This is a genomic window from Paraburkholderia sp. AV2 (assembly GCF_054968425.1).
Genome location: NZ_JBANLK010000002.1, coordinates 146,883 through 170,595, shown reverse-complemented (window position 1 = coordinate 170,595; position 23,713 = coordinate 146,883). Strand labels below are relative to the sequence as shown.

At 66.3% G+C, this 23,713-nt stretch carries 27 protein-coding genes and 2 tRNA genes; 14 read left to right on the top strand and 15 right to left on the bottom strand.

The features are described from left to right. Positions 1 to 254 precede the first annotated feature (254 nt). Positions 255 to 1,169, top strand: a complete 915-nt coding sequence (nodI, locus tag V8683_RS02540) for a nodulation factor ABC transporter ATP-binding protein NodI (protein WP_411189262.1) — start codon at positions 255 to 257, stop codon at positions 1,167 to 1,169. Between the two features lie 96 nt (positions 1,170 to 1,265). After that, positions 1,266 to 2,102, top strand: coding sequence for an ABC transporter permease (locus V8683_RS02535; protein ID WP_411190524.1), 837 nt, complete (start codon positions 1,266 to 1,268; stop codon positions 2,100 to 2,102). A gap of 55 nt (positions 2,103 to 2,157) precedes the next feature. On the opposite strand, the gene V8683_RS02530 is transcribed toward V8683_RS02535, so the two are convergent. From V8683_RS02530 to V8683_RS02520, 3 genes are all read right to left on the bottom strand, one after another. After that, entirely contained in the window at positions 2,158 to 2,580 is a 423-nt protein-coding gene (locus V8683_RS02530; RefSeq protein ID WP_411189261.1) for a hypothetical protein, read from the bottom strand. Between the two features lie 193 nt (positions 2,581 to 2,773). Beyond that, positions 2,774 to 3,835, bottom strand: coding sequence for a permease (locus V8683_RS02525; protein ID WP_411189260.1), 1,062 nt, complete (start codon positions 3,833 to 3,835; stop codon positions 2,774 to 2,776). A gap of 262 nt (positions 3,836 to 4,097) precedes the next feature. After that, entirely contained in the window at positions 4,098 to 5,150 is a 1,053-nt protein-coding gene (locus V8683_RS02520) for an NADP(H)-dependent aldo-keto reductase (protein WP_411189259.1), read from the bottom strand. A 278-nt stretch (positions 5,151 to 5,428) separates the two neighbouring features. Between V8683_RS02520 and dusA the strand changes: the two genes are divergently transcribed. From dusA to V8683_RS02505, 3 genes are all read left to right on the top strand, one after another. Then, positions 5,429 to 6,460, top strand: coding sequence for a tRNA dihydrouridine(20/20a) synthase DusA (gene dusA / locus V8683_RS02515; RefSeq protein ID WP_411189258.1), 1,032 nt, complete (start codon positions 5,429 to 5,431; stop codon positions 6,458 to 6,460). Between the two features lie 95 nt (positions 6,461 to 6,555). Further along, positions 6,556 to 6,631, top strand: a tRNA-His gene (locus tag V8683_RS02510). Positions 6,632 to 6,923: 292 nt separating this feature from the next. Further along, on the top strand, positions 6,924 to 7,307 hold the full coding sequence (locus V8683_RS02505) for a hypothetical protein (protein WP_411189257.1): 384 nt from the start codon (positions 6,924 to 6,926) through the stop codon (positions 7,305 to 7,307). A 34-nt stretch (positions 7,308 to 7,341) separates the two neighbouring features. On the opposite strand, the gene V8683_RS02500 is transcribed toward V8683_RS02505, so the two are convergent. The 5 genes from V8683_RS02500 to ssuD are packed head-to-tail and all read right to left on the bottom strand — an operon-like array spanning position 7,342 to position 10,894. After that, complete coding sequence (locus V8683_RS02500; protein ID WP_411189256.1) at positions 7,342 to 7,578, bottom strand: hypothetical protein; 237 nt, start codon at positions 7,576 to 7,578, stop codon at positions 7,342 to 7,344. Positions 7,579 to 7,629: 51 nt separating this feature from the next. After that, a complete protein-coding gene (locus tag V8683_RS02495; RefSeq protein ID WP_027797203.1) occupies positions 7,630 to 7,845 on the bottom strand; it encodes a TOBE domain-containing protein in 216 nt (71 codons plus the stop codon). A 50-nt stretch (positions 7,846 to 7,895) separates the two neighbouring features. Beyond that, positions 7,896 to 8,849, bottom strand: coding sequence for an ATP-binding cassette domain-containing protein (locus tag V8683_RS02490; RefSeq protein WP_411189255.1), 954 nt, complete (start codon positions 8,847 to 8,849; stop codon positions 7,896 to 7,898). Further along, complete coding sequence (ssuC, locus tag V8683_RS02485) at positions 8,846 to 9,685, bottom strand: aliphatic sulfonate ABC transporter permease SsuC (protein WP_411189254.1); 840 nt, start codon at positions 9,683 to 9,685, stop codon at positions 8,846 to 8,848. Before ssuC ends, V8683_RS02490 begins: the two co-directional genes overlap by 4 nt. A gap of 51 nt (positions 9,686 to 9,736) precedes the next feature. After that, on the bottom strand, positions 9,737 to 10,894 hold the full coding sequence (gene ssuD, locus V8683_RS02480) for an FMNH2-dependent alkanesulfonate monooxygenase (RefSeq protein ID WP_411189253.1): 1,158 nt from the start codon (positions 10,892 to 10,894) through the stop codon (positions 9,737 to 9,739). 306 nt (positions 10,895 to 11,200) lie between these two features. On the opposite strand from ssuD, the gene V8683_RS02475 reads away from it, so the two are divergent. Further along, complete coding sequence (locus V8683_RS02475) at positions 11,201 to 11,626, top strand: hypothetical protein (protein ID WP_411189252.1); 426 nt, start codon at positions 11,201 to 11,203, stop codon at positions 11,624 to 11,626. 20 nt (positions 11,627 to 11,646) lie between these two features. Here the strand turns inward: V8683_RS02475 and V8683_RS02470 are convergent, their stop codons facing one another. Beyond that, positions 11,647 to 12,801 carry an enoyl-CoA hydratase/isomerase family protein gene (locus tag V8683_RS02470; RefSeq protein WP_411189251.1) on the bottom strand — a complete coding sequence of 385 codons (1,155 nt, stop codon included), beginning with the start codon at positions 12,799 to 12,801 and terminating at the stop codon, positions 11,647 to 11,649. After that, entirely contained in the window at positions 12,693 to 13,064 is a 372-nt protein-coding gene (locus V8683_RS02465; protein WP_411189250.1) for a DUF1488 family protein, read from the bottom strand. The genes V8683_RS02470 and V8683_RS02465 overlap by 109 nt, the downstream gene beginning before the upstream one ends. A gap of 129 nt (positions 13,065 to 13,193) precedes the next feature. Between V8683_RS02465 and V8683_RS02460 the strand changes: the two genes are divergently transcribed. Then, positions 13,194 to 13,409, top strand: coding sequence for a hypothetical protein (locus V8683_RS02460; RefSeq protein ID WP_411189249.1), 216 nt, complete (start codon positions 13,194 to 13,196; stop codon positions 13,407 to 13,409). Between the two features lie 58 nt (positions 13,410 to 13,467). On the opposite strand, the gene V8683_RS02455 is transcribed toward V8683_RS02460, so the two are convergent. Further along, positions 13,468 to 13,806, bottom strand: a complete 339-nt coding sequence (locus V8683_RS02455; protein ID WP_027797196.1) for a DMT family transporter — start codon at positions 13,804 to 13,806, stop codon at positions 13,468 to 13,470. A 4-nt stretch (positions 13,807 to 13,810) separates the two neighbouring features. Further along, on the bottom strand, positions 13,811 to 14,308 hold the full coding sequence (locus V8683_RS02450) for a heme-degrading domain-containing protein (RefSeq protein ID WP_411189248.1): 498 nt from the start codon (positions 14,306 to 14,308) through the stop codon (positions 13,811 to 13,813). 145 nt (positions 14,309 to 14,453) lie between these two features. Here V8683_RS02450 and V8683_RS02445 point away from each other — a divergent pair. From V8683_RS02445 to V8683_RS02415, 7 genes are all read left to right on the top strand, one after another. Next, positions 14,454 to 14,530: transfer RNA gene (locus tag V8683_RS02445), tRNA-Met, on the top strand. 172 nt (positions 14,531 to 14,702) lie between these two features. Further along, complete coding sequence (locus V8683_RS02440; protein WP_411189247.1) at positions 14,703 to 15,248, top strand: NUDIX hydrolase; 546 nt, start codon at positions 14,703 to 14,705, stop codon at positions 15,246 to 15,248. Positions 15,249 to 15,260: 12 nt separating this feature from the next. Beyond that, entirely contained in the window at positions 15,261 to 16,013 is a 753-nt protein-coding gene (gene aat / locus V8683_RS02435) for a leucyl/phenylalanyl-tRNA--protein transferase (protein ID WP_411189246.1), read from the top strand. Positions 16,014 to 16,189: 176 nt separating this feature from the next. Further along, a complete protein-coding gene (locus V8683_RS02430) occupies positions 16,190 to 16,966 on the top strand; it encodes an arginyltransferase (RefSeq protein ID WP_411189245.1) in 777 nt (258 codons plus the stop codon). 136 nt (positions 16,967 to 17,102) lie between these two features. After that, on the top strand, positions 17,103 to 18,137 hold the full coding sequence (locus V8683_RS02425) for a quinone-dependent dihydroorotate dehydrogenase (RefSeq protein WP_411189244.1): 1,035 nt from the start codon (positions 17,103 to 17,105) through the stop codon (positions 18,135 to 18,137). Between the two features lie 62 nt (positions 18,138 to 18,199). Beyond that, entirely contained in the window at positions 18,200 to 18,997 is a 798-nt protein-coding gene (locus V8683_RS02420; RefSeq protein WP_411189243.1) for a transporter substrate-binding domain-containing protein, read from the top strand. Between the two features lie 31 nt (positions 18,998 to 19,028). Continuing rightward, positions 19,029 to 19,688, top strand: a complete 660-nt coding sequence (locus V8683_RS02415) for an amino acid ABC transporter permease (protein ID WP_411189242.1) — start codon at positions 19,029 to 19,031, stop codon at positions 19,686 to 19,688. Positions 19,689 to 19,747: 59 nt separating this feature from the next. On the opposite strand, the gene V8683_RS02410 is transcribed toward V8683_RS02415, so the two are convergent. The 3 genes from V8683_RS02410 to V8683_RS02400 form a co-directional block, all read right to left on the bottom strand. Further along, positions 19,748 to 20,725: a Gfo/Idh/MocA family protein gene (locus V8683_RS02410; RefSeq protein ID WP_411189241.1), complete on the bottom strand. Its 978-nt coding sequence runs from the start codon at positions 20,723 to 20,725 to the stop codon at positions 19,748 to 19,750. Positions 20,726 to 20,870: 145 nt separating this feature from the next. After that, positions 20,871 to 21,599, bottom strand: a complete 729-nt coding sequence (locus tag V8683_RS02405; RefSeq protein ID WP_411189240.1) for a FadR/GntR family transcriptional regulator — start codon at positions 21,597 to 21,599, stop codon at positions 20,871 to 20,873. A 329-nt stretch (positions 21,600 to 21,928) separates the two neighbouring features. Then, positions 21,929 to 23,497 (bottom strand): mannose-1-phosphate guanylyltransferase/mannose-6-phosphate isomerase, encoded by a 1,569-nt coding sequence (locus V8683_RS02400; RefSeq protein WP_411189239.1) that lies wholly within the window; start codon positions 23,495 to 23,497, stop codon positions 21,929 to 21,931. Positions 23,498 to 23,713 lie beyond the last annotated feature (216 nt).

Sequence of the window (23,713 nt, the reverse complement as noted above, 5' to 3'; positions counted from 1 at the left end):
CCACGCGAATCGCAGGCTGTGCAATTTCATGATGGTGCGCCGCAATTCCACATGCAAGGGCTGGAAAACGCCAGGTCCGGCCGTGTTGCGCCCGATCCGGAATCCTGCGGGGCGGACTTACGTCGTTGCTGCGTCAAAGCTTGTCGTGGCAGGTTTTGCCGTCGGCCGGAGGCACAGGATTGCTCTAGAATAGGCCCCCTCATGGTGCATCGCGCGTGCACCGCTTCCGTCGAACTCATCGTTCATTACGGCCTATGTCCGCACCCGCCATCGAATTCGAGCAGGTCATCAAACACTATGGAGACAGGGCGGTCGTCAATGGCCTGTCCTTCGAGGTCCGGCCCGGCGAATGCTTCGGGCTTCTCGGACCCAACGGCGCGGGCAAGACCACGACGCTGCGCATGCTGCTTGGCATCGTCGCACCCGATGCGGGCCGCATCAGCCTTTGCGGCGAGCCGGTGCCCGCGCGGGCGCGCCATGCCCGCGCGCGCGTAGGCGTCGTGCCGCAGTTCGACAATCTCGATCCGGACTTCACGGTCCGCGAGAACCTGCTCGTATTCGGCCGCTATTTCGGCCTGTCCGCCAGCGAGGCGCGTGCGCTCGTCGCGCCTTTGCTCGAATTCGCGCGGCTCGAGAGCAAGGCCGATGCACGCGTGAGCGAGCTCTCGGGCGGCATGCGCCGGCGCCTCACGCTTGCGCGCGCGCTCGTCAACGACCCCGATGTGCTGGTGCTCGACGAACCGACCACCGGGCTCGATCCGCAGGCGCGCCACCTCATCTGGGAGCGGCTGCGCTCGCTGCTTGCGCGCGGCAAGACCATCCTGCTCACCACGCATTTCATGGAGGAGGCCGAACGACTTTGCAAACGCGTATGCGTGATCGAGGAAGGCCGCAAGATCGCGGAGGGTGCGCCGAACGCGCTGATCGAATCCGAGATTGGTTACGACGTGATCGAAGTGTACGGCCCCGACCCAGTCGCGCTGCGCGATGAACTGGCGCCCTTCGCGATACGCACGGAAATCAGCGGCGAAACGCTCTTCTGCTATGTCGACGATCCGCAGCCCGTGCACCAGCATCTGCGCCAGCGCGCCGACCTGCGCTATCTGCACCGGCCCGCGAATCTGGAAGACGTGTTCCTGCGGCTCACGGGCCGCGAGATGCAGGATTAAACCCAGCAGGATTAAACCCGGCAGGATCAAGACTGGCAGGACAGAACGCGCATGAACCGGCACGACGACACCCGCGAGGCCTCATCCCTCCCCCCTATGCAAGCACGCACCGAAGACCGCGCGCCAGCGCACCCCGCCAGCCACCCGCAACGCGAGCCGCGCGCCGCGCTGCCCTCCAGCACGACGCACTGGGTCGCCGTCTGGCGCCGCAACTATCTCGTGTGGCGCAAGCTCGCGCTCGCCTCGATGTTCGGCAATCTCGCCGACCCGATGATCTATCTGTTCGGTCTCGGCTTCGGGCTAGGCCTGATGGTCGGCCACGTGGACGGCGTCTCCTATATCGCCTTCCTCGCGGCGGGCACGGTGTCGTCGTCGGTGATGATGTCGGCAAGCTTCGAGTCGATGTACTCGGGCTTCTCGCGCATGCACGTGCAGCGTACGTGGGAAGCCATCATGCACACGCCGCTCTCGCTCGGCGACATCGTGCTGGGCGAGATCGTCTGGGCCGCGAGCAAGTCGATGCTGTCGGGCGCCGCCATCATGCTCGTGGCGGGCGTGCTCGGCTACGCGAGCTTTCCGTCGATGCTGCTTGCGCTACCCGTGATCGCACTCGCCGGGCTCGCATTCGCGAGCTGCGCGATGATCGTGACAGCGCTTGCGCCGTCGTACGACTTCTTCATGTTCTACCAGACGCTCGTGCTCACGCCCATGCTGCTGCTTTCGGGCGTGTTCTTTCCGATCACGCAGCTGCCGTCGGCCGCGCAACACATCACGCTGATGCTGCCGCTCGCGCATGCCGTCGAACTGATCCGTCCAGCCATGCTGGGGCGCCCCGTTGAGAACGCGGCAACGCATGTGTTCGTGCTGGCCGTGTACGTGCTGGTGCCGTTCGCAATCGCGACCGTGCTGTTCCGCAGGCGGATGATGCGCTGAAAGCGCGCGCGGCCGCGATATGCGCCGCCTCGCGCCGACAAGGCGTGACGACGGATCAATCCTCGTCGTCGCCCCAGGGAATATCGACGTCCGAAATAAAGGCCACCGTCGCGAACGGGCCGCCTTCCTCGCGGCCGAGCTTGCCGTCGGCGCGATGCCATTCAATGCGGAAGGTGGTTGCCGGCGTTTGCGCGAGTAGCCGCACGATGCGGATCTCCTCGGGGTCGGAGTCCTCCACCGGACCGTCGAGCGAGACCAGCAACTGCTGCGGCCATACACCGTCGGCGGGATCGTAGATACGGTCGCCGTCGGGAATCGCGACGTGCGCCTCGACGCCTATCGTCGCCGAGGCCTCCACGACCATTTTTCCGAGCGCGCGCAGCACGGCCGTCGCGCGTGCCGAATTGGCCTGGCGAATGGCGAGGTCGCCGCGTGTGAGCGCCTGTTCGAGTTTCGGATTCGTTTTCTGCTGTGCCATGCTCATTCCCGGGCTGAAGCCCCTTTCTCCTGTCCCACGCAAAACCGTCGAACGGCTTGCCCATGGCTTGCCGCCCGCCCCGCTTATGCATGACATCAATGCCTGATTCCCTTCGCACTCCATCGTAGCATCGCGAACGAGGGCCGCACCAAAGCGCCGTGCGGACGCGCCACCCCCGCCCCGCCACACGCCGCTAGAAGCCGAATGCCACTACGGCAAGACCCGAAACCACACCGAACAACACGACCACCGCAGCCACCAAGGCCAGCGTGCGCGCACGGAACGAGCCCGTCAGCATCGCGAACGACGGCACGCTCACGGGCGGCAGCGTCATGAGAAGCGCGCCGGCCGGGCCAACGCCCATGCCGAGCGCGAGCATCGCCTGGATGATCGGCACCTCGCCGGCCGTCGGGATCACGAACAGCATGCCCGCCACCGCGAACGCGACGATCCAGCCGAGACTGCTCGTCACTTCGGGCCCGATATGCGGAAACAGCCACGCGCGCGCCGCGCCGAGCAGCAGCACGAGCACGACGTACTCGGGAATGAGGCGCACGGCCATGCGCACGAAGAGTGTCAGCCAGCGCACGAACATGCTGCCGCCGTCCGCCTGCTGCTGCGCGAGCTGGGCGAGGCGGTCGTCGGCGGCGTGCGCCTCCTGCGGTGTGACGAGCCGGTTCGCGAGCCAGCCGAGGCCGAAGACCATCAGCACGCCCAGGACCAGACGCAGCGCGCTCCACTGCCAGCCGAGCACGAAGCCCATGAAGACGAGCGTAGCGGGATTGAGCACGGAATTGCCGAGCCAGAACGCAATCGCCCCGCCCGCCGAGGCATTGCGCGCGCGCAGCCCGGCCACCACGGGCGCCGCGCAACAGGTGCACATCATGCCCGGCACGGCGAGAAGACCACCCGCCGCGACGCTGCCGAAGCCGTGGCGCCCGAGCACGCGCGCGACCCACTGGACCGGCAGCAGCGCCTGAACCGCCGACCCCAGCAGCAGGCCGAGAACCATCGCCTGCCAGATCGCCTTGCCATAAGCCCACGCATAATCGAGCGCGGCGGACACCGACGGCGCCGGCGCGCTGGCGTCGGCCCCCATCAGAATGGATTTGCCGATCGAATGCGTTGCCTCGGCCGTAAAGGCACGGTGGTAATACGGGAACCACTTCACGTAGAAAAGACCGGCCACCGCCAGCAGAAAAAAAATGGGCCAGCCATACGAGGGCGTCGGTTGCGCGTCGCGGGCGCTCGTCATCGTGAACGTTCTCCGGGAAAAGGGGGAAGCAGTCGGGGCCGTATCGTGCGATACGGCCCCGACAGCGCAAGCTGGATCGTAGTGTATGGCGCGCGAATCGCCAAACGGCTTTCGCGGCATGTCGAACGCTGTCGGCACTACGCCGCCGCCGGCGCGGCGAGCGCAAGGATACACGCACCTCGCGGGCGGCGGCGCGTGGCGCGGGTCGCGCAACTACCCGGACCTGCCGGGCGCGCGACGCTTCACGGCTTCCGGGCGGCGGTCAGGGTGCGGGGTTGGGCTGCTGTTCGTGGAGCGCGTCGATCTGCGCGAGCACCTCGGGCGAGAGCTTCACGTCGACGCTGGCGATGTTCTCCTTCAACTGCGTCATTGACGTCGCGCCGATCAGATTGCTCGTGACGAACGGCCGGCTGTTGACGAAGGCGAGCGCGAACTGTGCGGGCGTGAAGCCGTGCTCCTTCGCGAGCGCGACGTAACGGGACGTGGCCGCGACGGCTTGCGGCTTGCTGTAGCGCTGGAAGCGCTCGAACTTCGTGATGCGCGCGCCTTCGGGGCGCGCGCCGCCCTCGTACTTGCCGGAGAGCCAGCCGAACGCCATCGGCGAATACGCGAGCAGACCGATGCCCGCGCGATGCGTGAACTCGGAAAGCCCGCTTTCGAAGGTGCGGTTCACGAGGCTATAGGGATTCTGGATGCTGACGATGCGCGGCAGGCCCAGCTTTTCGGACGCGCGCAGGAATTGCGCGACGCCCCACGGCGTCTCGTTCGACACGCCGATGTGACGCACCTTGCCTGCCTTCACGAACTCGGCCAGCACGGACAAGGTCTCCTCGATGGGCACCGTATAGGCGTCGTCGACCCACGGATACACGTTGCGGCCGAACGTCATCGTGCTGCGGTCGGGCCAGTGCAGTTGATAGAGATCGACGTAATCGGTCTGCAGGCGCTTGAGGCTGCCTTCCAGCGCCTCGGTGAGATTCTTGCGGTCGAACTGGTTGCCCTCGCCGCGGATATGGCGCGGATTGTGCGGCTGGCGCGCCGGCCCGGCAATCTTGCTGGCGAGCACGATGCGATCGCGCGCGCTGCGATGCTGGGCGAGCCACGTACCGATATAGCGCTCGGTCAGGCCCTGGGTCTCGGGCCGCGGCGGCACGGGATACATCTCCGCGGCATCGATCAGCGTGACGCCCTGATCGAGTGCGTAGTCGATCTGTTCGTGCGCGTCGCGCTCGGTGTTCTGTTCGCCCCAGGTCATCGTGCCGAGACCGATCAGGCTCACCTTCACGTCCGTGTCGCCGAGTGTGCGGTAGTCCATCGAAGCGTATTCCATCGTGAGTTGGTCAGACGCTGAAACTACCACGCCCGCGCGGATTTTTCAGAGGATCGCCCAGACGAGGCGGCGCCTGCGCGTGCGTAGACGCCAGGTGCGGGCTTGTCCGGTCGAAAATAGGGTCAAGCGATTTTGCCGACAGATTTTTGCTGACAGACGCTGGCAGACCTTCACATCGGGTTTGCGCAGCGCGCAACGCGACATGGCATCTGGGTTAAAATACAAGGTTGATCCTTGCACGCTGCGTTTTCGCGCCTTCTCTCATGTCCGCCAATCCCGTCTCCAGCCCCCGCCGCGTCTCCGTGGCGCCGATGATGGACTGGACTGACCGTCACTGCCGCTCGCTGCACCGCTTCATCTCCCGGCACACGTGGCTCTATACGGAGATGGTGACGACGGGCGCCCTGCTCCACGGCGACGTGCCGCGCCATCTGGCGTTCACGCCGCACGAGGCACCGGTGGCGCTGCAACTGGGCGGCAGCGAACCCGACGACCTCGCGCGTTCGGCGAAGCTCGGCGAACAATGGGGCTACGACGAGATCAACCTGAACTGCGGCTGCCCGTCCGAGCGCGTGCAGCGCGGGGCGTTCGGCGCCTGCCTCATGAACGAACCGCAACTCGTGGCCGACTGCGTGAAAGCCATGCGCGACGTCGTTTCGGTGCCGGTGACGGTCAAGCACCGTATCGGCGTGGATGCGGTCGAGGAATATGCATTCGTGCGCGACTTCGTTGGCACCGTCGCTGACGCGGGCTGCGAGGTGTTTATCGTCCACGCGCGCAACGCGATTCTCAAGGGGCTCAGCCCGAAGGAAAACCGCGAGATTCCGCCGCTGAAGTACGAGTACGCGCATCAGTTGAAGCGCGACTTCCCGCACCTCGAAATCATCATCAACGGCGGCATCAAGACGCTCGACGAGGTGGAGACGCATCTCGAGCACGTGGACGGCGTGATGCTCGGCCGCGAGGCCTACCACAACCCCTACGTGCTGGCCGAGGTTGATGCGCGCTTCTACGGTTCGCAGGAGCGCGCGCCCACGCGCGAGGCAGTGGAGGCAAAGCTCATCGAGTACTGTGCGCAGGAAATCGCGCGCGGCACGCATCTGAGCGCGATCACGCGCCACGCGCTGGGACTCTATCGCGGCGTGGCCGGCGCGCGCGGCTGGCGTCGCGTGCTGTCGGACAACCGCAAGCTTGCGAAAGCCGATCTCGCCATCTTCGAAGAGGCGCGCGAGCCTCTGCGGGCGGCCGCATTCTCCGAGGACGGAGCGGAAACGTCTGCGGAAATATTTCAATGAAGGGCTAGGCAATCGCAATAGAGTGTGTATATAATCTTGCTTCTCGATTGATGGCTGCGTCTGTTGCAGCATGGGTCGAGCAAAGTTGTGCAGTGGTGGCTGTAGCTCAGTTGGTAGAGTCCAGGATTGTGATTCCTGTCGTCGTGGGTTCGAGTCCCATCAGCCACCCCAAAGAATTCAATCAAAAAGCCCAGCCCTAACCGGTTGGGCTTTTTGCTTTGCGGGTCCGCGTAGGCGCTGTGCAGGCAAATCCGGACCGTTGCCTGCGCAACGTCATCTCTCGCCGCAGCGCTTCTGCGGCCCGCACGAGGAATTTTCTCGTCGGATTACCTACCCCATCGCGTTTCCCACAATGCCGTTGGGAGTCGCGATAGATAACCGGGCCAGCGAAGGATGAAAAAAAGAAATACGCCAGCGGAACCCGCAGTTAATCTACCTTTATTGATAACCGGGAGGCACTGGCATGTTCTATAGCCAATCGTGGATGGGTTACGGCATGGTCGGGGGTCTGCAGGCGGGTGCGATTGCGGCTGCAATCGGATTCTTCATGCTGCTGCTGGTGCGCTGGCTGACCCGCAAACAACGCTGGAGCCAGGGCCGCGAGCTCGGAGTGGCTTATCTGCTGTCCCTGCTGCCCAGTTCCAGCGGCGATTTGTGGAATCTGTTCTATTTCAACTACGCCGACCTGCAGTCGCCGGTGTTCCTGAGCGCGGCACTAGCCGACGTACACGATCCGGACAGTATCGGGCTGCGCGTAATGTGCGAGTTCTCGGGCGTGGCGATCGGATTATTGCTAGCCTGGTTATTGCTGTTTTGGCGCGATCGCGCGCGTGCCAGTGGCGCATGACGCAGCACCGGAATGCGCGCCAACCACCGCTTCCCTACCCCTGCCCATCCACCCACGCTCGCGCCGCCTCGAAGCCCGCCTCGGCAGCGGCATGCTCGGTCGACCACAGCCGGTCGATATGGACCAGTTGCCAGTCCTTCACCACCGCATTACCGCGCAGCACGCGAAAATGGGCCTTTACGCCCGTTAGCACCTGCTCGACCGCCACTTCGATGTCGAAGTCCTTGTAGCGCTCCTGATAGTCGCCCATGTCGAGGCCCTTCGGCTCCATGATCGCTTCTCCGTCGTGGCAGACCGGACCATCGTAGCACTTCAGCGCGCGTCAAAGCCTCGCGATCGATACCTCCGTCGACTTCACGAGCGCCACCACTTCCGATCCCACCTTGAGGTCGAGCTCGTCGATCGAACGCGTCGTGATCACCGACGTCACCACGCCGAACGGCGTATCCACGTCGACCTCGGAAACCACCGGCCCGCGGATGATCTCCTTGACCTTGCCGCGAAACTGGTTGCGCACGTTGATAGCGGAAATACCCATAAAATCAGCCTCGAAAATTCGAATGAAATGGTCAAAAGGTCAGCAGCAATTCACGACGCCTGGCATGCCGCGCAGCCTTCACGTCGTGAAGACAGGCTCTCGGGCGTACGGCTCAGCACGCGATCGAGCACGCGCGCTTCGAGCGCCGCAAAGCGCGCGTTGGCGCGCTGGCGCGGACGCCCCAGCGGCACCGGTTCGTCGAGCGCAATATGCCCCGCCTCCACGAGCAGGACGCGTTCGCCCAGCGCCACCGCCTCCTGCACGTCGTGCGTGACGAGCAGCGCCGTGAAACGGTGTTCGCGCCACAGGCGTTCGATCAGCGCGTGCATTTCGATACGCGTCAGCGCGTCGAGCGCACCCAGCGGTTCGTCGAGCAGGAGAAGATTCGGCCGGTGCACGAGCGCGCGCGCGAGTGCCACGCGCTGGCGCTGGCCGCCGGAAAGGCGCGCGGGCCAGTCGTCCGCCCGCCCCAGGAGCCTCACTTCGTCGAGCACGGCACGCGCATCCTCGCGCGCGCCGCGGCCAAGACCCAGCATCACGTTCTGCAGCACCGTCTTCCAGGGCAGAAGGCGCGCGTCCTGGAACATGATGCGCGTCTCGGGCGGTGCGCCCGCCTCGCCGTGCCGGAGCAGTTCCCCCGCATCCGGCGTCTCGAGCCCCGCAATGAGGCGCAGCAGCGTGGACTTGCCGCAGCCGCTACGGCCGACGATCGAAACAAAGCTGCCGCGCTCGATCGACAGATCGAATCCGTCGAGCACCACGCGTTGCCCATAGCGCTTGCCCACGGCGCGCAATTCCACCGCCGGATCCGCGGCCGGCGCGCCACCGCGCAACAGCCCCGGTGCGCCTTCTGCGTCCTGCCGCCTCGACCTCGACGCGTCGCCTTTCGCCCGAGGGGGTGGCTCGACCGCGCCGTGCTCGCGCTGCCGCTGCGCCTCGATTTCGGCCTGCAGATCGCGGCCCGCAATGCCGGCATAGCCCGGCGCCAAAATCGTCGCGCTCATGTACCGCTCCCGGTTTGATACGCGGGGTGCCAGCGCAGCACGGCACGCTCGAGCGACCTGGCCAGCACGTCCGCCAGCTTGCCGAGCAATGCGTAGAGCAATATGCCGACCACCACCACATCGGTTTGCAGGAATTCGCGCGCGTTCATCGTCATGTAGCCGATGCCCGACTGCGCGGAGATCGTTTCGGCGACGATCAGCGTCACCCACATCAGCCCCAGCGCGAAGCGCACGCCGACGAGTATCGATGGCAACGCCCCCGGCAGGATCACATGCCGATAGAGCGCGAATCCCTTGAGGCCATAGCTGCGCGCCATCTCCACGAGGTTGGCGTCGACGCAGCGGATGCCGTGAAAGGTGTTCACGTACATGGGAAAGAACACGCCCAGCGCGACGAGAAAGAGCTTGGCCTCTTCCTCGATGCCGAACCACAGGATCACGAGCGGAATCATCGCGAGCGCCGGGATATTGCGGATCATCTGGATGGTCGAGTCGAGCGCGGTTTCGACGGGTTTGAAGAGCCCCGTCGCGAGGCCGAGCACGAGCCCGAAGCCCCCGCCGATCGCAAAGCCTGCCAGCGCGCGCCAGGTGCTCACGCGCACGTCCTGCCACATCTCCCCGGACTCGATCAGTGCCCAGGCGGCCCTGAGCACTGCGAGCGGCTCGGGCAGCACACGCGAGGACAGCACGCCGCTGCGCGCAGCCAGCTCCCACGCGGCAAGAATCGCGAGCGGCACGATCCAAGGCGCCGCGCTGGCGAACGCGGCGCGCAGCAGGGGTCTTAGCGAACGCCGGTCACGGGGTGCGACCACCGGAGCAACAGCCGTTTGACTCATGAAAACCTCTCCGAACCGGTTAACGATGCCTGGCTGACATCCCGCTGACGTTCAGCTCTGGCTGGCGCGCGGCAAATACTGATTGCCCACCACTTCGCCGAACGGCCCCGAAAGCGGACCGTCCGCGCGCTTCGCCTGACGGCCCGGCAGCAGCGGAAACACGAGTTCGGCGAACCGGTAGGATTCCTCAAGGTGGGGATAGCCGGAAAGAATGAACGTCTCGATGCCGAGATCCGCATACTCCTTCATGCGCGCCGCCACCTGCTCCGGATTGCCGACCAGCGCCGTGCCGGCGCCGCCGCGCACGAGGCCCACGCCGGCCCAGAGATTCGGATAGACCTCGAGTTCCTTGCGCGTGCCGCGCTTGCCGCCGTGCAGCGCGGCCATGCGGCGCTGGCCTTCCGAGTCCATCTTGCCGAACGCGGCCTGTGCGCGGGCAACGGTGTCGTCGTCGAGTCGGCTGATGAGGCGTTCGGCGTCGGCCCAGGCCTCCTCCTCGGTCTCGCGGACGATCACGTGCAAACGAATGCCGAAGCGGATCGTGCGGCCACGTTCGGCCGCGCGCTTGCGGATGTCGGCAATCTTCTTCGCGACCGCCTCGGGCGGTTCGCCCCACGTGAGGTAAGTGTCGATATGCTCGCCCGCAATGGTGTGCGCGGCCGGCGACGAGCCCCCGAACCAGAGCGGCGGATGCGGATGCTGCACCGGCGGATAAAGCGCCTTGCCGCCCTTCGAGACCAGATGCTTGCCGATGAAATCGACCGCTTCGCTGGTGTGCGACGCGGCGAGCAGTTGGCGCCAGATGTGCAGGAATTCGTCGGTGATTTCGTAGCGCGTGTCGTGATCGGCGAAGAAACCGTCGCCTTCGAGTTCGGCCTGGTCGCCGCCCGTCACCACGTTGATAAGCAGACGCCCGTTCGAGAGCCGGTCGAAGGTCGCCGCCATGCGCGCCGAGAGCCCCGGCGAAGACAACCCCGGGCGGATCGCCACCAGGAATTTCAGGCGCCGCGTGACTGCGATCAGGCTCGATGCGACAACCCAGGCGTCTTCGCACGACCGGCCCGTCGGCAACAGCACGCCTTCGTAGCCGAGCGTATCGGCGGCGGTGGCCACTTGCTGGAAGTACGCGAGGTCAGCGGCGCGCGCGCCCTCGGTCGTGCCCAGATAACGGCTGTCGCCATGGGTCGGGATGAACCAGAACACATTCATGCATTGCTCCTGCTGGATACTGGACGAAAATGCGAAACCAAAACGCGAGACGAAAACCGGCGGGCACGGCGTGCGCCCTGCCCGCGCAAGGCGAACCGCCGACGGCCAGGCCGTCGTAGTCATGGGGAATCAGTCTAGGGAGAGGGGTGTGGCTTTTGAACGATTTTTTAAAGCTTAGGTTTTCCGCTTTCGTGCTTTGGCGCGCCGCGCCGATATAATGGCTCACGCCAACAAAAAGCCCGGCAGGCCGCACCCGGCGCCGCCATGCGCGCCCCGCCGCCGGTGCTTCGCACTCTCGCCGTTCACATGCAAAAACTGATTCTGCCGTTCCTGTCCGGCTTTCTCGCCTCGCTCTTCTTTCGCGAGGCCACGCTCGCGCTGTTGCACGCGGCCCAGGTCATCGACGCAGCCGGCTTTTCGACCGCGCCGTTCGTGCCGTTCGGCCTGCCCGAGTTTCTCGTGAACGCGATCTGGAGTGCGGCGTGGGCGGTGCCCATGGCGTGGCTGCTGCGCGTCTCGCCTTCGCGGCCCGCGCCCTGGGTGCAGGCATTCGTGTTCGGCGGCCTCGTGCTCACGGCCGCGATGGTGTTCGTGGTCGACCCGCTCCGCGGCATCTGGCCGAGCGGCAACATGCTGCCGCGTCTCGCACAGGGCTTCGCTTCGAATGCGGTATGGGGATGGGGCGCGCTCGTGTTCATGCGCGCGTTCATGAGCGAAACCGTCGAGGACTGACGTCGCCCCGCGCGGCGGGTTCAGCCCTTCAGGTCGCGCAACGGATGGTCCGCCTCGGACCACGAGCTTTCGAACATGCGCTCGACCTGCGCGCGCGGCACGTCCTCGATGCGCTCGAAACGCCAGTCCGGACGGTTGTCCTTGTCGATGATGCGGGCTCGAATGCCTTCCATCACGTCGCCCTGAGCAAAAGTCGACCGCGTGAGATCGAGATCGCGCCGCAGCACGTCCGCCATTGCCCCTTCCGCGCGCGACACCACTTCCAGCGAAACCGCCATCGATAGCGGCGAGCGCTCGCGCAGCACGCCCGCCGCCTGCTCGGCCCAACCGGACTCGGGCCCCTGCGTTTCGCGCTGCACCGCGTCGAGCGACGCCGCGATGGCCGGCACGTCGGGCAACCCGAAATGCCGGTCGATCCACGCACGTGCCCCGGCAAGCGCGCTGGCGCCGGCCTCGCGCCGAACGTCCTCGCCCACGGCCGCTTCGCGCCGGATCCGCGCGACGATCTCCTCGCCCGTCGCGAACGGTTCCGTTTCGAGCGCATCGATCAACGCGGGCCATGCCGCCTCGTCCAGGTACGCGTCGGCGAGGCCCGCATAAAGCGCCGCCGGCGCGTCGATCGTTTCACCGCTCACCGCCAGGTAACGGCCGAGTGCGCCCGGCGTACGCGCCAGAAACCAGCCCATGCCCACATCCGGAAAGAGGCCGATGCGCGTCTCGGGCATGGCAAGGCGCGTGGACGGCCCCACCACGCGCAGGCCGCCCGTGCGATGCGCACCCTGCGAGATCCCCATTCCACCGCCCATCACCACGCCGTTCATGAACGCGATATAGGGCTTGGGGTAAGTGAAAATCGCGTGATTGAGCCGGTACTCTTCGGTGAAAAAAGTGTCCAACGCGGCCCGGTCGCCGGCCCGATACGACTCGTAGAGAAAGCGGATATCGCCGCCCGCGCAGAACGCGCGCGCGTGGCGGGAGCGCACCACGACGGCTAGTACGCCGACGTCGCCGCGCCAGCGGTCGAGCGCGGCCTGCATGGCGCGAACCATGCCGGTCGAGAGCGCGTTCAGCGCCTCGGGACGTTCGAGTTCGATGAAACCGATGCGGTTCGCCACGCGGGTGACGACCTGTTGGCCGGCGCCGCTCGCGGACGAGGCGGTGGGATCCTGTGACATGGCAATCGAAGTGACCGGAGATTGAGAGGTAGGCGCGATGCAAACGCGCCACGGTTTTCAAAATACATCGAAATGCGCGGGCGGCCCGCATCGAAGGCCTGCATGGAAGCGTCGCGGCTGAGCGGAGGCGCACCGAAATGATCCTCGAGCGCCTCCACGGAAATCGCACACGGCACCCTGGCGCCATCGACGAGCGCCGCGAACACGACCGTCAGATTCGAATCGCGGTAGACCGGCGCATCGGGAAGAAAGCGAATATTCATCTCCAGCCTCGCTGGGCAATTCGTCGGAACAATCGGAGTAGCCGGATCGAGCGGGCGCCGGCAGACGGCGCGTTGATCCATACATGTTACGCTGCGCACTGATTCTCGCTATTCACTTCGGCGCACGCGATGGACTCGAAACTCACCGGCCGCTACTTCGTCAACGAACAGGAAATTCCCGAACCGCAAGCGGCGAATCGCTGGTTCGACTACGCACGGAAGCACGACATCGACATCGCGCGGGCGATCAGCCTGTGGGAGGACGCGGCCTCGCTCGACGGCGAGAAGAGCCGCGCCACGATTCAGGCCGCAGGCATCCGTATCGAGCCGCCCGCGGCGCGCTGAGACCGCCCTCGCGCGCGCGTTGCCGGGCACGCTGCCCGGCGCGTGCCTCGGCGCGGCGTCAGTGCGCCTGCATCTTCGAGAACAGGTTGAGCACGACCACCCCGGCCACGATCAGGCCGAGGCCCAGCATGGCGGGCAGATCGGGCACCTGGCGGTAGAGCGCCATGGCGACGAGCGTGATGAGGACGATGCCCACGCCCGACCACACGGCATAGACAATGCCGACGGGAATGTTGCGCAGCGTAAGCGAGAGCCCGTAAAACGCGAGCCCATAGCCCGCGACGACGATGACCGAGGGCACGAGCCGCGTAAAGCCGTTCGAGGCGCGCAACGCCGAGGTCGCAATCACTTCCGCAATGATGGCGATGACGAGCCAGGTCCAGGGGCCGAAACGCATGGCGTCAGGCCTTCGCCAGCGCAAGCTGGCCGTAATCGGCGCCGAGCAGCGCGCACAGGGCCTCGACGACGAGCTCGTGATCGGCGCGCTGCGGCAGCCCCGACACCGTCACCGAGCCGATCACGCCCGCGCCGGCCACGGCGAGCGGAAACGCGCCGCCGTGCGTGGCGTAGTCGGCAACGGGCAGGCCGTGCTTCTCGGCGAGCGTCGTGCCCGCCTGCTGCATGCGCAGGCCGATCGCGTAGGAACTGCGGCGGAAATGCTCGACTACGCGTGACTTGCGGCGCACCCAGTCGACGTTGTCGGGCGTCGTGCCGTCGAGCGCGCTGAAGAAAAGCGGCTGGCCGAACGTGCGCACGTCGATGACGAGAGCGTGCGTGCGCGAGCGCGCGAGTTCATGCAGGCAGGAGCCGAGCTCCCACGCGCGGGCCGCGTCGAAACGGGGAAAGACCAGCGCCGCTTCCTGCGCGGCAATCGACTGCAGATCGTGTGCGATATCCATGGATACGAACGGGAATGGGTCTTTCGACAGGTCCCCGATTCTAGCCTGGGGCCGCCGGCAAGCGTCCCGCAAACGACTCGAAGGGAATTCGTTAATCTCTGTTGCAATGCAGAAGTAGCCGCGCTATAATCTTTTCTTCGACGGACGCGGGGTGGAGCAGTCTGGCAGCTCGTCGGGCTCATAACCCGAAGGTCGTAGGTTCAAATCCTACCCCCGCAACCAAGCACTCTCCGTCGAACAGCAAGCAAGGGTTACAACGCATTCGCGTGTAACCCTTTTTTGTTTTCCGCGCCTGTCTGGCCAGCGCGGCACCAGCCTGCCACCGCCGCGGCCACCCTCACGGCCACCCGCCCCGCGGTGATACACTCGCATCACTCTTCCCCCAATCGCACCCATGAAATTCTGCTCGACTTGCGGTCAGGCGGTCAGCCTGCTCGTGCCGCCCGGAGACAACCGCGAACGCTACGTCTGCTCGGCCTGCGGCACCGTGCACTATCAGAATCCGCGTAACGTGGTCGGCACTGTCCCCGTTTGGGAGGACAAGGTGTTGCTGTGCCGGCGGGCCATCGAGCCGCGCTACGGTTACTGGACCTTGCCCGCCGGTTTCATGGAGATGGGAGAAACCACCGCCGAGGCCGCGGCGCGCGAAACGCTCGAGGAAGCCGGCGCGCGCGTCGAGGTGCAAAACCTCTTCTCGCTGCTGAACGTGCCGCGCGTGCATCAGGTCCACCTGTTCTATCTCGCGCGCCTGCTCGACATCGATGTCGCGGCCGGCGAGGAGAGCCTCGAAGTGCGCCTTTTCGAAGAGCGCGAAATTCCCTGGGACGACATTGCGTTTCCCACGGTCGGGCAGACGCTGCGCTTTTTCTTCGCCGACCGCCAGTCGGGCAGCTACGGCCTGCACACCGGCGACGTGTTGCGCTCGCTGCGCGACGGCTGACCCCCACTCCCGATGGTTCCCTGGCTCGGGCCCGAAGACCCGTTTCCCAGCGTCGAACGCGCGCTCGGCGCCGGCAGCGGCGCGCCGGGGCTGCTGGCCGCGAGCGCCGACCTGCTGCCCTCGCGCCTCATCGACGCCTATCGGCACGGCATCTTCCCGTGGTATTCGGACGGCCAGCCCGTGCTCTGGTGGAGCCCCGACCCGCGCATGATCCTGCGGCCCGACGCGTTCAAGGTCTCGCCGTCGCTGAAGAAAACGCTCAAGCGCGTGCTGCGCGACGACGCGTGGGAGATTCGCGTCGACGACGACTTCGCCGCCGTGATGCGCGCCTGCGCGAACGCGCCGCGCCACGGCCAGCGCGGCACCTGGATCACGGGCGACGTGATCGACGCCTACTCGGCCCTGCACCGCATCGGCGACGCGCACAGCATCGAGGCCTGGCACGACGGCGAGCGCGTGGGCGGCCTCTATGGCGTGTCGCTCGGCACGATGTTCTTCGGCGAGTCGATGTTCGCCTCGGTCACCGACGCCTCAAAGATCGCGCTCGCCGCCCTCGTCGCGCATCTGCGGCGCCACGGCGTGGCCTTGATCGACTGCCAGCAGAACACCTCGCACCTCGCGTCGCTCGGCGGGCACGAGATTGCGCGCAAGGTTTTCATCGCACACGTGCGCGCAACGGTCGATGCGCCACGCATTCCATGGCGCTTCGACAAGGCGATTCTCGCCGACCACGTAACGCGCCCGGACACTGCCCCGGCGGCTTGAGCAAGACCCGGGCGGGCCGCCCGGCGGGCGCGGCAAGCCTTCCGTCGTGCCGCGCAATTCGATGGATTCCGCTTCGGGCTCGATGTTAGACTGAAGATAGAACATGTCGCGCGCGGCCGCCGCGCCACCAGCGCGCCGTGCGCGCGACGATCCGAACTGCTACGAGAGCCGCCAACGTGACGCATCCCAACGAGCTGCCGCTTTCACCGCTTTCCGCGCTGCAATTCTATGCAACGGCGCCCTACCCCTGCAGCTATCTGGAGGGGCGTATTGCGCGCTCGCAGGTGGCGACACCCAGCCACCTGATCAACTCCGACGTCTACACCGAACTGGTCAAGGCGGGTTTCCGGCGCTCGGGCGTCTTCACCTACCGCCCTTACTGCGACGGCTGCCGCGCGTGCGTGCCGGTGCGCGTGCCGGTCACGCGCTTCGCGCCCAGCCGCACGCAGCGCCGCACCTGGAAGCAGCACGGCGAGCTCGTCGCGACGGTCGCGCCCCTGCACTACGACGAAGCGCACTACGCGCTCTACATGCGCTACCAGTCGGCCCGTCACGCGGGCGGCGGCATGGACCGCGACAGCCGGGACCAGTACGAGCAGTTCCTCCTGCAAAGCCGCATCAATTCGCGCCTCGTCGAATTCCGCGAGCGCGATGCGCAGGACCCCGAAGGCAGCGGCACGCTGCGCATGGTGAGCATGATCGACATCCTCGGCGACGGGCTCTCGTCGGTCTATACCTTCTTCGAGCCCGACGCCCCGCACACGAGCTACGGCACCTACAACATCCTGTGGCAGATCGAGCAGGCGCGCAGCCTGCAACTGCCTTACGTATATCTCGGCTACTGGATCCGCGAAAGCCCGAAGATGGCTTACAAGGCGCACTTCCGGCCGCTGGAGGGCCTTTTCGACGGCGTGTGGGCGCCGCTCGACGAGGCACTCGCCGCCCGCGCATAAAGGGCGCGCCGTCTACCCAAGGTGGCGGCCGGAGCGCGGCGTGACAGGCCGCGCAGGCCGGGGGCGCCCTCGCCGGGGCCCGCAAAGCCGGTAAAATAGCGGGTTCCCATTCTTCCGGCATCCGCGCCCTCCTCCCGTGTTCAGCTCCTTCTATCCGTTTCTGCGCGACCAGCTCTTTCGCTTCGACGCCGAAGACGTCCACCATCTGACGCTGCGCGCCATCGGCGCCGCCGGCCGCACCGGCATGGCGGGCCTGCTGGGCTCGCATACGCCCGACTCGCCGCGCACCGTGATGGGCCTCACGTTTCGCAATCCGGTAGGCCTCGCGGCGGGACTCGACAAGGAAGGCGCCGCCATCGACGGCTTCGCGGCGCTCGGCTTCGGCTTCATCGAAGTGGGCACCGTAACGCCGCGCTCGCAGCCCGGCAATCCGCGTCCGCGCATCTTCCGGCTGCCGCAGGCGGGCGGCATCATCAACCGCATGGGCTTCAACAATCAAGGCGTCGAGCAGTTCGTGAAGAACGTGCGGGCCGCGCACTATCGCGGCATCCTCGGCCTGAACATCGGCAAGAACGCCGATACGCCCATCGAGCGCGCCGCCGACGACTATCTGTTCTGTCTCGAGCGCGTCTACCCGTTCGCGAGCTACGTGACGATCAACATCTCGTCGCCGAACACGAAGAACCTGCGCCAGTTGCAGGGCGCGGGCGAGCTCGATGCGCTGCTCGCGGCGCTCAAGGACAAGCAGCAGCGCCTCGCCGACCTGCACGGCAAGCTCGTGCCGCTCGCGCTGAAGATCGCGCCGGACCTCGACGACGAGCAGATCAAGGAGATCGCCGACACCGTCCTGCGCCACCGGTTCGAAGGCGTGATCGCGACCAACACCACGCTCTCGCGCGCCGCCGTGCAGGGCCAGCCGAACGCGGACGAAACCGGCGGCCTTTCCGGGCGCCCGGTATTCGAGGCGTCGAACGCCGTGATCCGCAAGCTGCGTGCCGAGCTCGGCGCCGACGTGCCGATCATCGGCGTGGGCGGCATCTTCTCGGGAGACGACGCGCGCGCGAAGATCGAGGCAGGCGCCTCGCTCGTGCAGCTCTACACCGGCTTCATCTACCAGGGCCCCGCGCTCGTCGCCGAATGTGCGCGCGCACTGGCCGCGCGCCGCGCCTGACGCTATAGTTTCACGCTAGTCATGGGTCACCCGCGCCATTACAAGATTACAAGAGGAAAACGATGAAACTCGCCCTGCTGAAAAAACTCCTTGCGGCCACGCTGATCGGCGCCGCGTTCGTTTCGGCCAGCGCCCACGCCGACGACCTGCTCGACCAGGTGAAGGCGCGCGGCACGCTGCGCATCGGCCTCGAAGGCACCTTCCCGCCGTTCGATTCGAAGGCGCCCGACGGCCAGCTCGTCGGCTACGACGTGGACATCGCGAAGGCCGTCGCCGCGAAGCTCGGCCTGAAGCCCGAGTTCGTCACGACCGAGTGGAGCGGCATCATTGCGGGCCTGCAGGCCGGCAAGTTCGACGTGATCGTCAACCAGGTGGGCGTGACCGACCAGCGCAAGGCCGTGCTCGACTTCTCGCCGGCGTACACCTACTCGGCCGCGCAGCTCATCCAGCGCAAGGACGACACGCGCGAGTTCAAGTCGCTCGACGACCTCAAGGGCAAGAAGCTCGGCGTCGGTCTCGGCACCAACTACATGGACATGGCGAAGTCGGTGCCCGGCATCGACGTGGTGACCTACCCGGGCGCGCCCGAGTATCTGCGCGATCTCGCCGCCGGCCGCCTCGACGCCGCGCTCAACGACCGCCTGATGCTCGCGTACCTGATGAAGAACTCGCAGTTGCCGCTGCGCACGGGTGCGATCGTCGGCAACGGCAACCCGTCGGCCATCCCGTTCAAGAAGGGCAATCCGAAGTTCGCGAAGGCGATCGACGACGCCATGGCGCAACTCGAAGCCGATGGCACGTTCACGAAGATCTCGGAGAAGTGGTTCGGCATCGACGTGAGCAAGCCGATCGCGCAGTAAGTTCGCCCCGAACTCAACCCGCGCTTCGCCCATGCCCATCACTACGCTCCTCATCCAGTCGCTGCCGGTGCTCGCGCAGGGCGCTGTGCTGACGGTCAAGTTCGCCGTGTTCTCGATGATCTTCGGCCTCATCGGCGGCGCCGTGCTCGCGTTGATGGGCATCAGCACGAATCGTGTCCTGCCGAAGATCGCGCGGGTTTATGTGAGTCTCATGCGCGGCACGCCGCTGCTCGTGCAGATCTTCGTCATCTACTACGGACTCCCGAGCGTCGGCATTTCGCTCGACCCGACGCCGGCCGGCGTGATCGCGTTGTCCGCCAACGTCGCCGCCTATCTGTCCGAAAGCATGCGCGGCGCGATACTCGGCATCGATCGCGGCCAGTGGCTCGCGGCCTACAGTCTTGGGCTCTCGCGGCGTCAGACGCTGCGTTACGTGATCGCGCCGCAGGCGCTGCGCATCGCCGTGCCGAGCCTCTCGAACAGCCTCATCAGCCTCATCAAGGACACCTCGCTCGTCTCGGTCATCACCGTGACGGAGCTGCTGCGCAGCGCGCAGGAAATCATCGCCTCGACCTTTCAGCCGCTGCCGCTCTATCTCGCCGCCGCGGCGGTCTACTGGGTGCTCTGCCAGGTGCTGGAGTGGGTCCAGCACTGGTTCGAAAAGCGTCTCGCGCTGCCCTCGCGACATTAAGCGGCATTGAGCGGCATTAAGCACCACCCGGCGTCACCGGGCCCCGCCGGCCGCCCCGCTCACTCGCAGGCGAAGCGCAGGCCGAGCGCGGCGCGCGCCGCATCGGCCATCGCAATCATGCCGCGCGAGTGCGCATGCGTCATCACCGGGCTCTCCAGCGCGCCCGTACGCAGCAGCTCGCAGAAGTGCGCGGTCTCGTAGTTGAGGCCGCCGCCTTCGAACGGTTCGTCGAGGTCCACCGTGCGGCCGTCGACATAGCGGATCGTCGCGCGTACAGGGTTCCACCAGTTCTCGTGGATCGTCACATGGCCAAGCGGCCCCGCGAGCAGCGCATCACCCTTCCCATGCAGATCGAGACCGCAGAAGAGCTGCGCGATGCCGTGCTCGTGCTGGCAGTTGAGACTCGCGAAGGTGTCCACGCCGGTGGGGCCAAGCCGGCCGAAAGTCTGTACGTCGAGCGGCGCGCCGAGCCAGTCCACCGCGAGAAACATCTCGTACACGCCGATATCGAGCAACGCGCCGCCCGCATGTTCGTAGGAGAACGAAGGATGGTCGGCACTCACGTTCGCCACCGAGCACCCCGCGCGCACGAGCTCCACCGGGCCGATGGGATCGGCGGCGAGGTGAGCGCGCAACGCGCAGTAGAGCGGATAGAAAGGCGGCTTCATCGCCTCCATGAAGAGACGCTGCGCGCCGCGCGCGGCCTCGATCACGCGCGCGAGCTGCGCGGCGTTCACGGTGGCGGGTTTCTCGCAGAGCACCGGCAAGCCGGCCTCCAACGCGGCAATAGCGTAGTCGGCGTGGCTGTCCTGCAGCGTGGCGATATAAACGGCGTCGACGCCGCTCCCAAGGAGCGCTTCAAAGCTCGCGCATGCGCTCGCACCATGCTGTTGCACCAGCGCTGCCGACGGCTCCGCGCGCCTCGACCAGACCGCGCCGATGCGCGCGCCCTCCACGTGCGCCACGCCCTGTGCAAAGCGCCGCGCGATGCGGCCCGCGCCGACAATGCCCCAACGAATCGTTTCCGTCCCGCTCATGTGCTGCATGCTCCGGCTATGCGCCGCGCCGATGGCGCGGCAGACCAAAGACACGCACGATACCCGAAACGCGCAGCGCGCCGCAACGGCGCCGCCGCGCTTCGCACGGACACGCACACCAGGCGTCGACGAAAACCGCGCGAGTCTAGCGCTGCGCAAGCGCCTCGGACGCCTCCGACGCCAGCGCGCGCTGCAGCTCCCCGGCGGTCGATTCGATCATCGCCGCCGCGGCAGCCTGGGCCTCTTGCGGCTGACGCCGCTCGATCGCCTCGACGATGCTGCCGTGCGCGCGCACGATATTCGCCCAGCCGTCCGCGCGCCCGTTGAGAATCGGATTCACGAGCGAAAGCGCACCGCGGATAATCGCCGCCATCTGCTGGTAGAACTGATTGCCGCTCGCCGCGAGTATGCGCGTATGCAAAAGCGCGTCGGCGGCCTGGCAACCATTGTCGCCCGGACTCGTCTCGCGCAGTACCTCGTACGCGTCGCGAATGCCCGCGATGTCGGCTGCCGTGGCGCGCGTCGCCGCAAGACCGCACGCGGCGGGCTCGATCAGCGCGCGAAATTCGATCACGTCTCGCAAAAAAGTCTTGTCCGGCTTCGCGCGAAAACGCCAGCTCACGACGTCTTCATCGATCATGCGCCAGTCGCGCATGGGCCGTATACGTGTGCCGATCTTCGGCCGCACGTCCAGCATATGTCGCGCAAGCAGCATGGAAAGCGCTTCGCGCATCACCGTGCGGCTCACGTCGAATTCCTTCGACAGCACATCCTGCGGCGGCAGCACCGCACCGTAGCGCTCTTCCACAATGCCGGCGATCAGGCCATCCATGACCTTGCTCACCAGCGAGCGTTCCTTGTTCCCGAGTTCCATGACACTCCCCCCCGATTCGGCGTTATCACCCCTCATTGCCAGACACTGCGGGCTCCTCATGCGTCGTAGAACGCCATGTTGTACGTTGCATGCGGATCACATATCCCGCCACCCAGGATATCTCCTGACGTGTTGCGGTCAAGCCGATGTGCAGTCCGCACGAGACGTCATCCTGCGAGCCTCATCCTGGTACCTGGGCCGGCCATTTTTCCTGGTTGTCCTGCGGGCCGGTCAACTGTATGGAATGCCTATTTACCCCTGGCCGGTTTCCACCGGCTGTGCATATGCAGTGCTGCGGCGCCATTGCGCCTATCCCGCGCCGTGCGGCATCACGCCTTCTCCTTGTTTTGCAGCGGTGCGCGACCGTATTGATCGTCGAAACGCACGATGTCGTCTTCGCCCAGATAGCCGCCCGATTGCACCTCGATGATTTCGAGCGGTGTGATTCCTGGGTTCTCCAGACGATGCTTCACGCCCAATGGAATATAGGTGGATTCGTTCTCGGACAGCAAAAATACGTCGTCGCCGCGCGTGACGCGGGCCGTCCCGCGCACAACGACCCAATGTTCCGCGCGATGGTGATGCATCTGCAGCGAAAGCCGCCCGCCTGGCTTCACGACGATCCGCTTGACCTGAAAGCGTTCGCCCCGATCGAGCGAGTCGTAGCAGCCCCACGGCCGCTCCACGCGCCGATGGTGCCGGGCTTCGTCGCCGCTTTGCGCTTTCAGTTTCCCGACGATTGCTTTCACGTCCTGAACGCGATCCTTCGCGGCGACCAGCACCGCATCCGCGGTCTCGACCACCACGACGCCGCGCACGCCGACACAGGCCACGAGACGCCCGTCCGAATGCGCGAAGGTATCGCTCACGTCTTCGAACAGCACGCGCCCGCGCGCGACATTGCCGCTCGCGTCCTTGTGCGAGACCTGCCAGACCGCGTCCCAGGCGCCGACGTCGGACCAGCCCGCAACCAGCGGCACGACGACACCCGCAAGACCTGCTTCGGTGCCGATCGATTCCATGACCGCGTAATCGATCGAATCGGAAGGACACGCGGCCAGCGCGGCCGCATCGAGATGCACGCTGCCATCCGCGTCGCGTTTCGCGCGCTCGAAGGCCTCGGCGCAGCGCAAGGCGATCGCGGGGCGCGCCAGCGCGATAGCGGCAAGCCACACGGAGGCCCGGACGACAAAGATGCCGCTGTTCCACCAGAAGTCGCCGGACGCGATATAACGCGCCGCGAGCTCGGCATCCGGCTTCTCGACAAAACGTTCGATGATGCGCGCACCCTGAGCATCGAGCACCCGGCCCGCGCCGATATAGCCGTAGCCGGTCTCCGCGCGCTGCGGCGGCACGCCGAGCGTCACGATCGCGCCGCGCGCCGCATGCTCGACAGCGCGCTCGAGCGCGCGGGCGAACGCGACGCGGTCGGCGATCAGATGATCGGCCGGCATGGCGACCAGCACGGGATCGGCGGCAGCGGGCACGGTCGGCGGCTGAGCGGCTTTTGCGGCAAGCGCCGCCACCGTCAGCGCAGGCGCCGTATTGCGCGCCACCGGTTCGAGCACCACGCGCGCGGCCATGCCGCTGCGGGCAAGGCGGTCGACCGTCAGGAACTGCAATTCCTCGCTGCTCACGACGAGCGGCGCGGCTTTGCAGACCGCAGCCGGGCCGGCACCGTCGGCCGGTGCGAATACGCCGTCGAAGCGCCGCACGGTTGCCTCGAGCAGCGATTCGCCGTCGAGCAGTTCGATCAGTTGCTTGGGACAATGCTCGCGCGAGAGCGGCCACAGGCGCGTACCCGAGCCGCCCGCCAGCACGACGGGCTGAACGACGAGCACCGGTTCGATTTCGTTCGCCATCGCCGTCAGGCTGGCGTGCGGCACCACCTGGTTCATGCGCCGTCCCCCTGGATGATCATGGCCGGCCGCGCTCCCAAGCCTCGCCGCGCCCGCCCTGATCATGATTGGAACAAACCTCGCGGCGCCGCTCTGTGCGCATACACACACTGATCGCTCGCCGTTTCGGGAAGACGCCGTTTATCCGCGTAACGTGACACGACGTTACGCAACGATGTTTCAGGTCCGAACACTTTCGCGTATGCCGCGCCAATG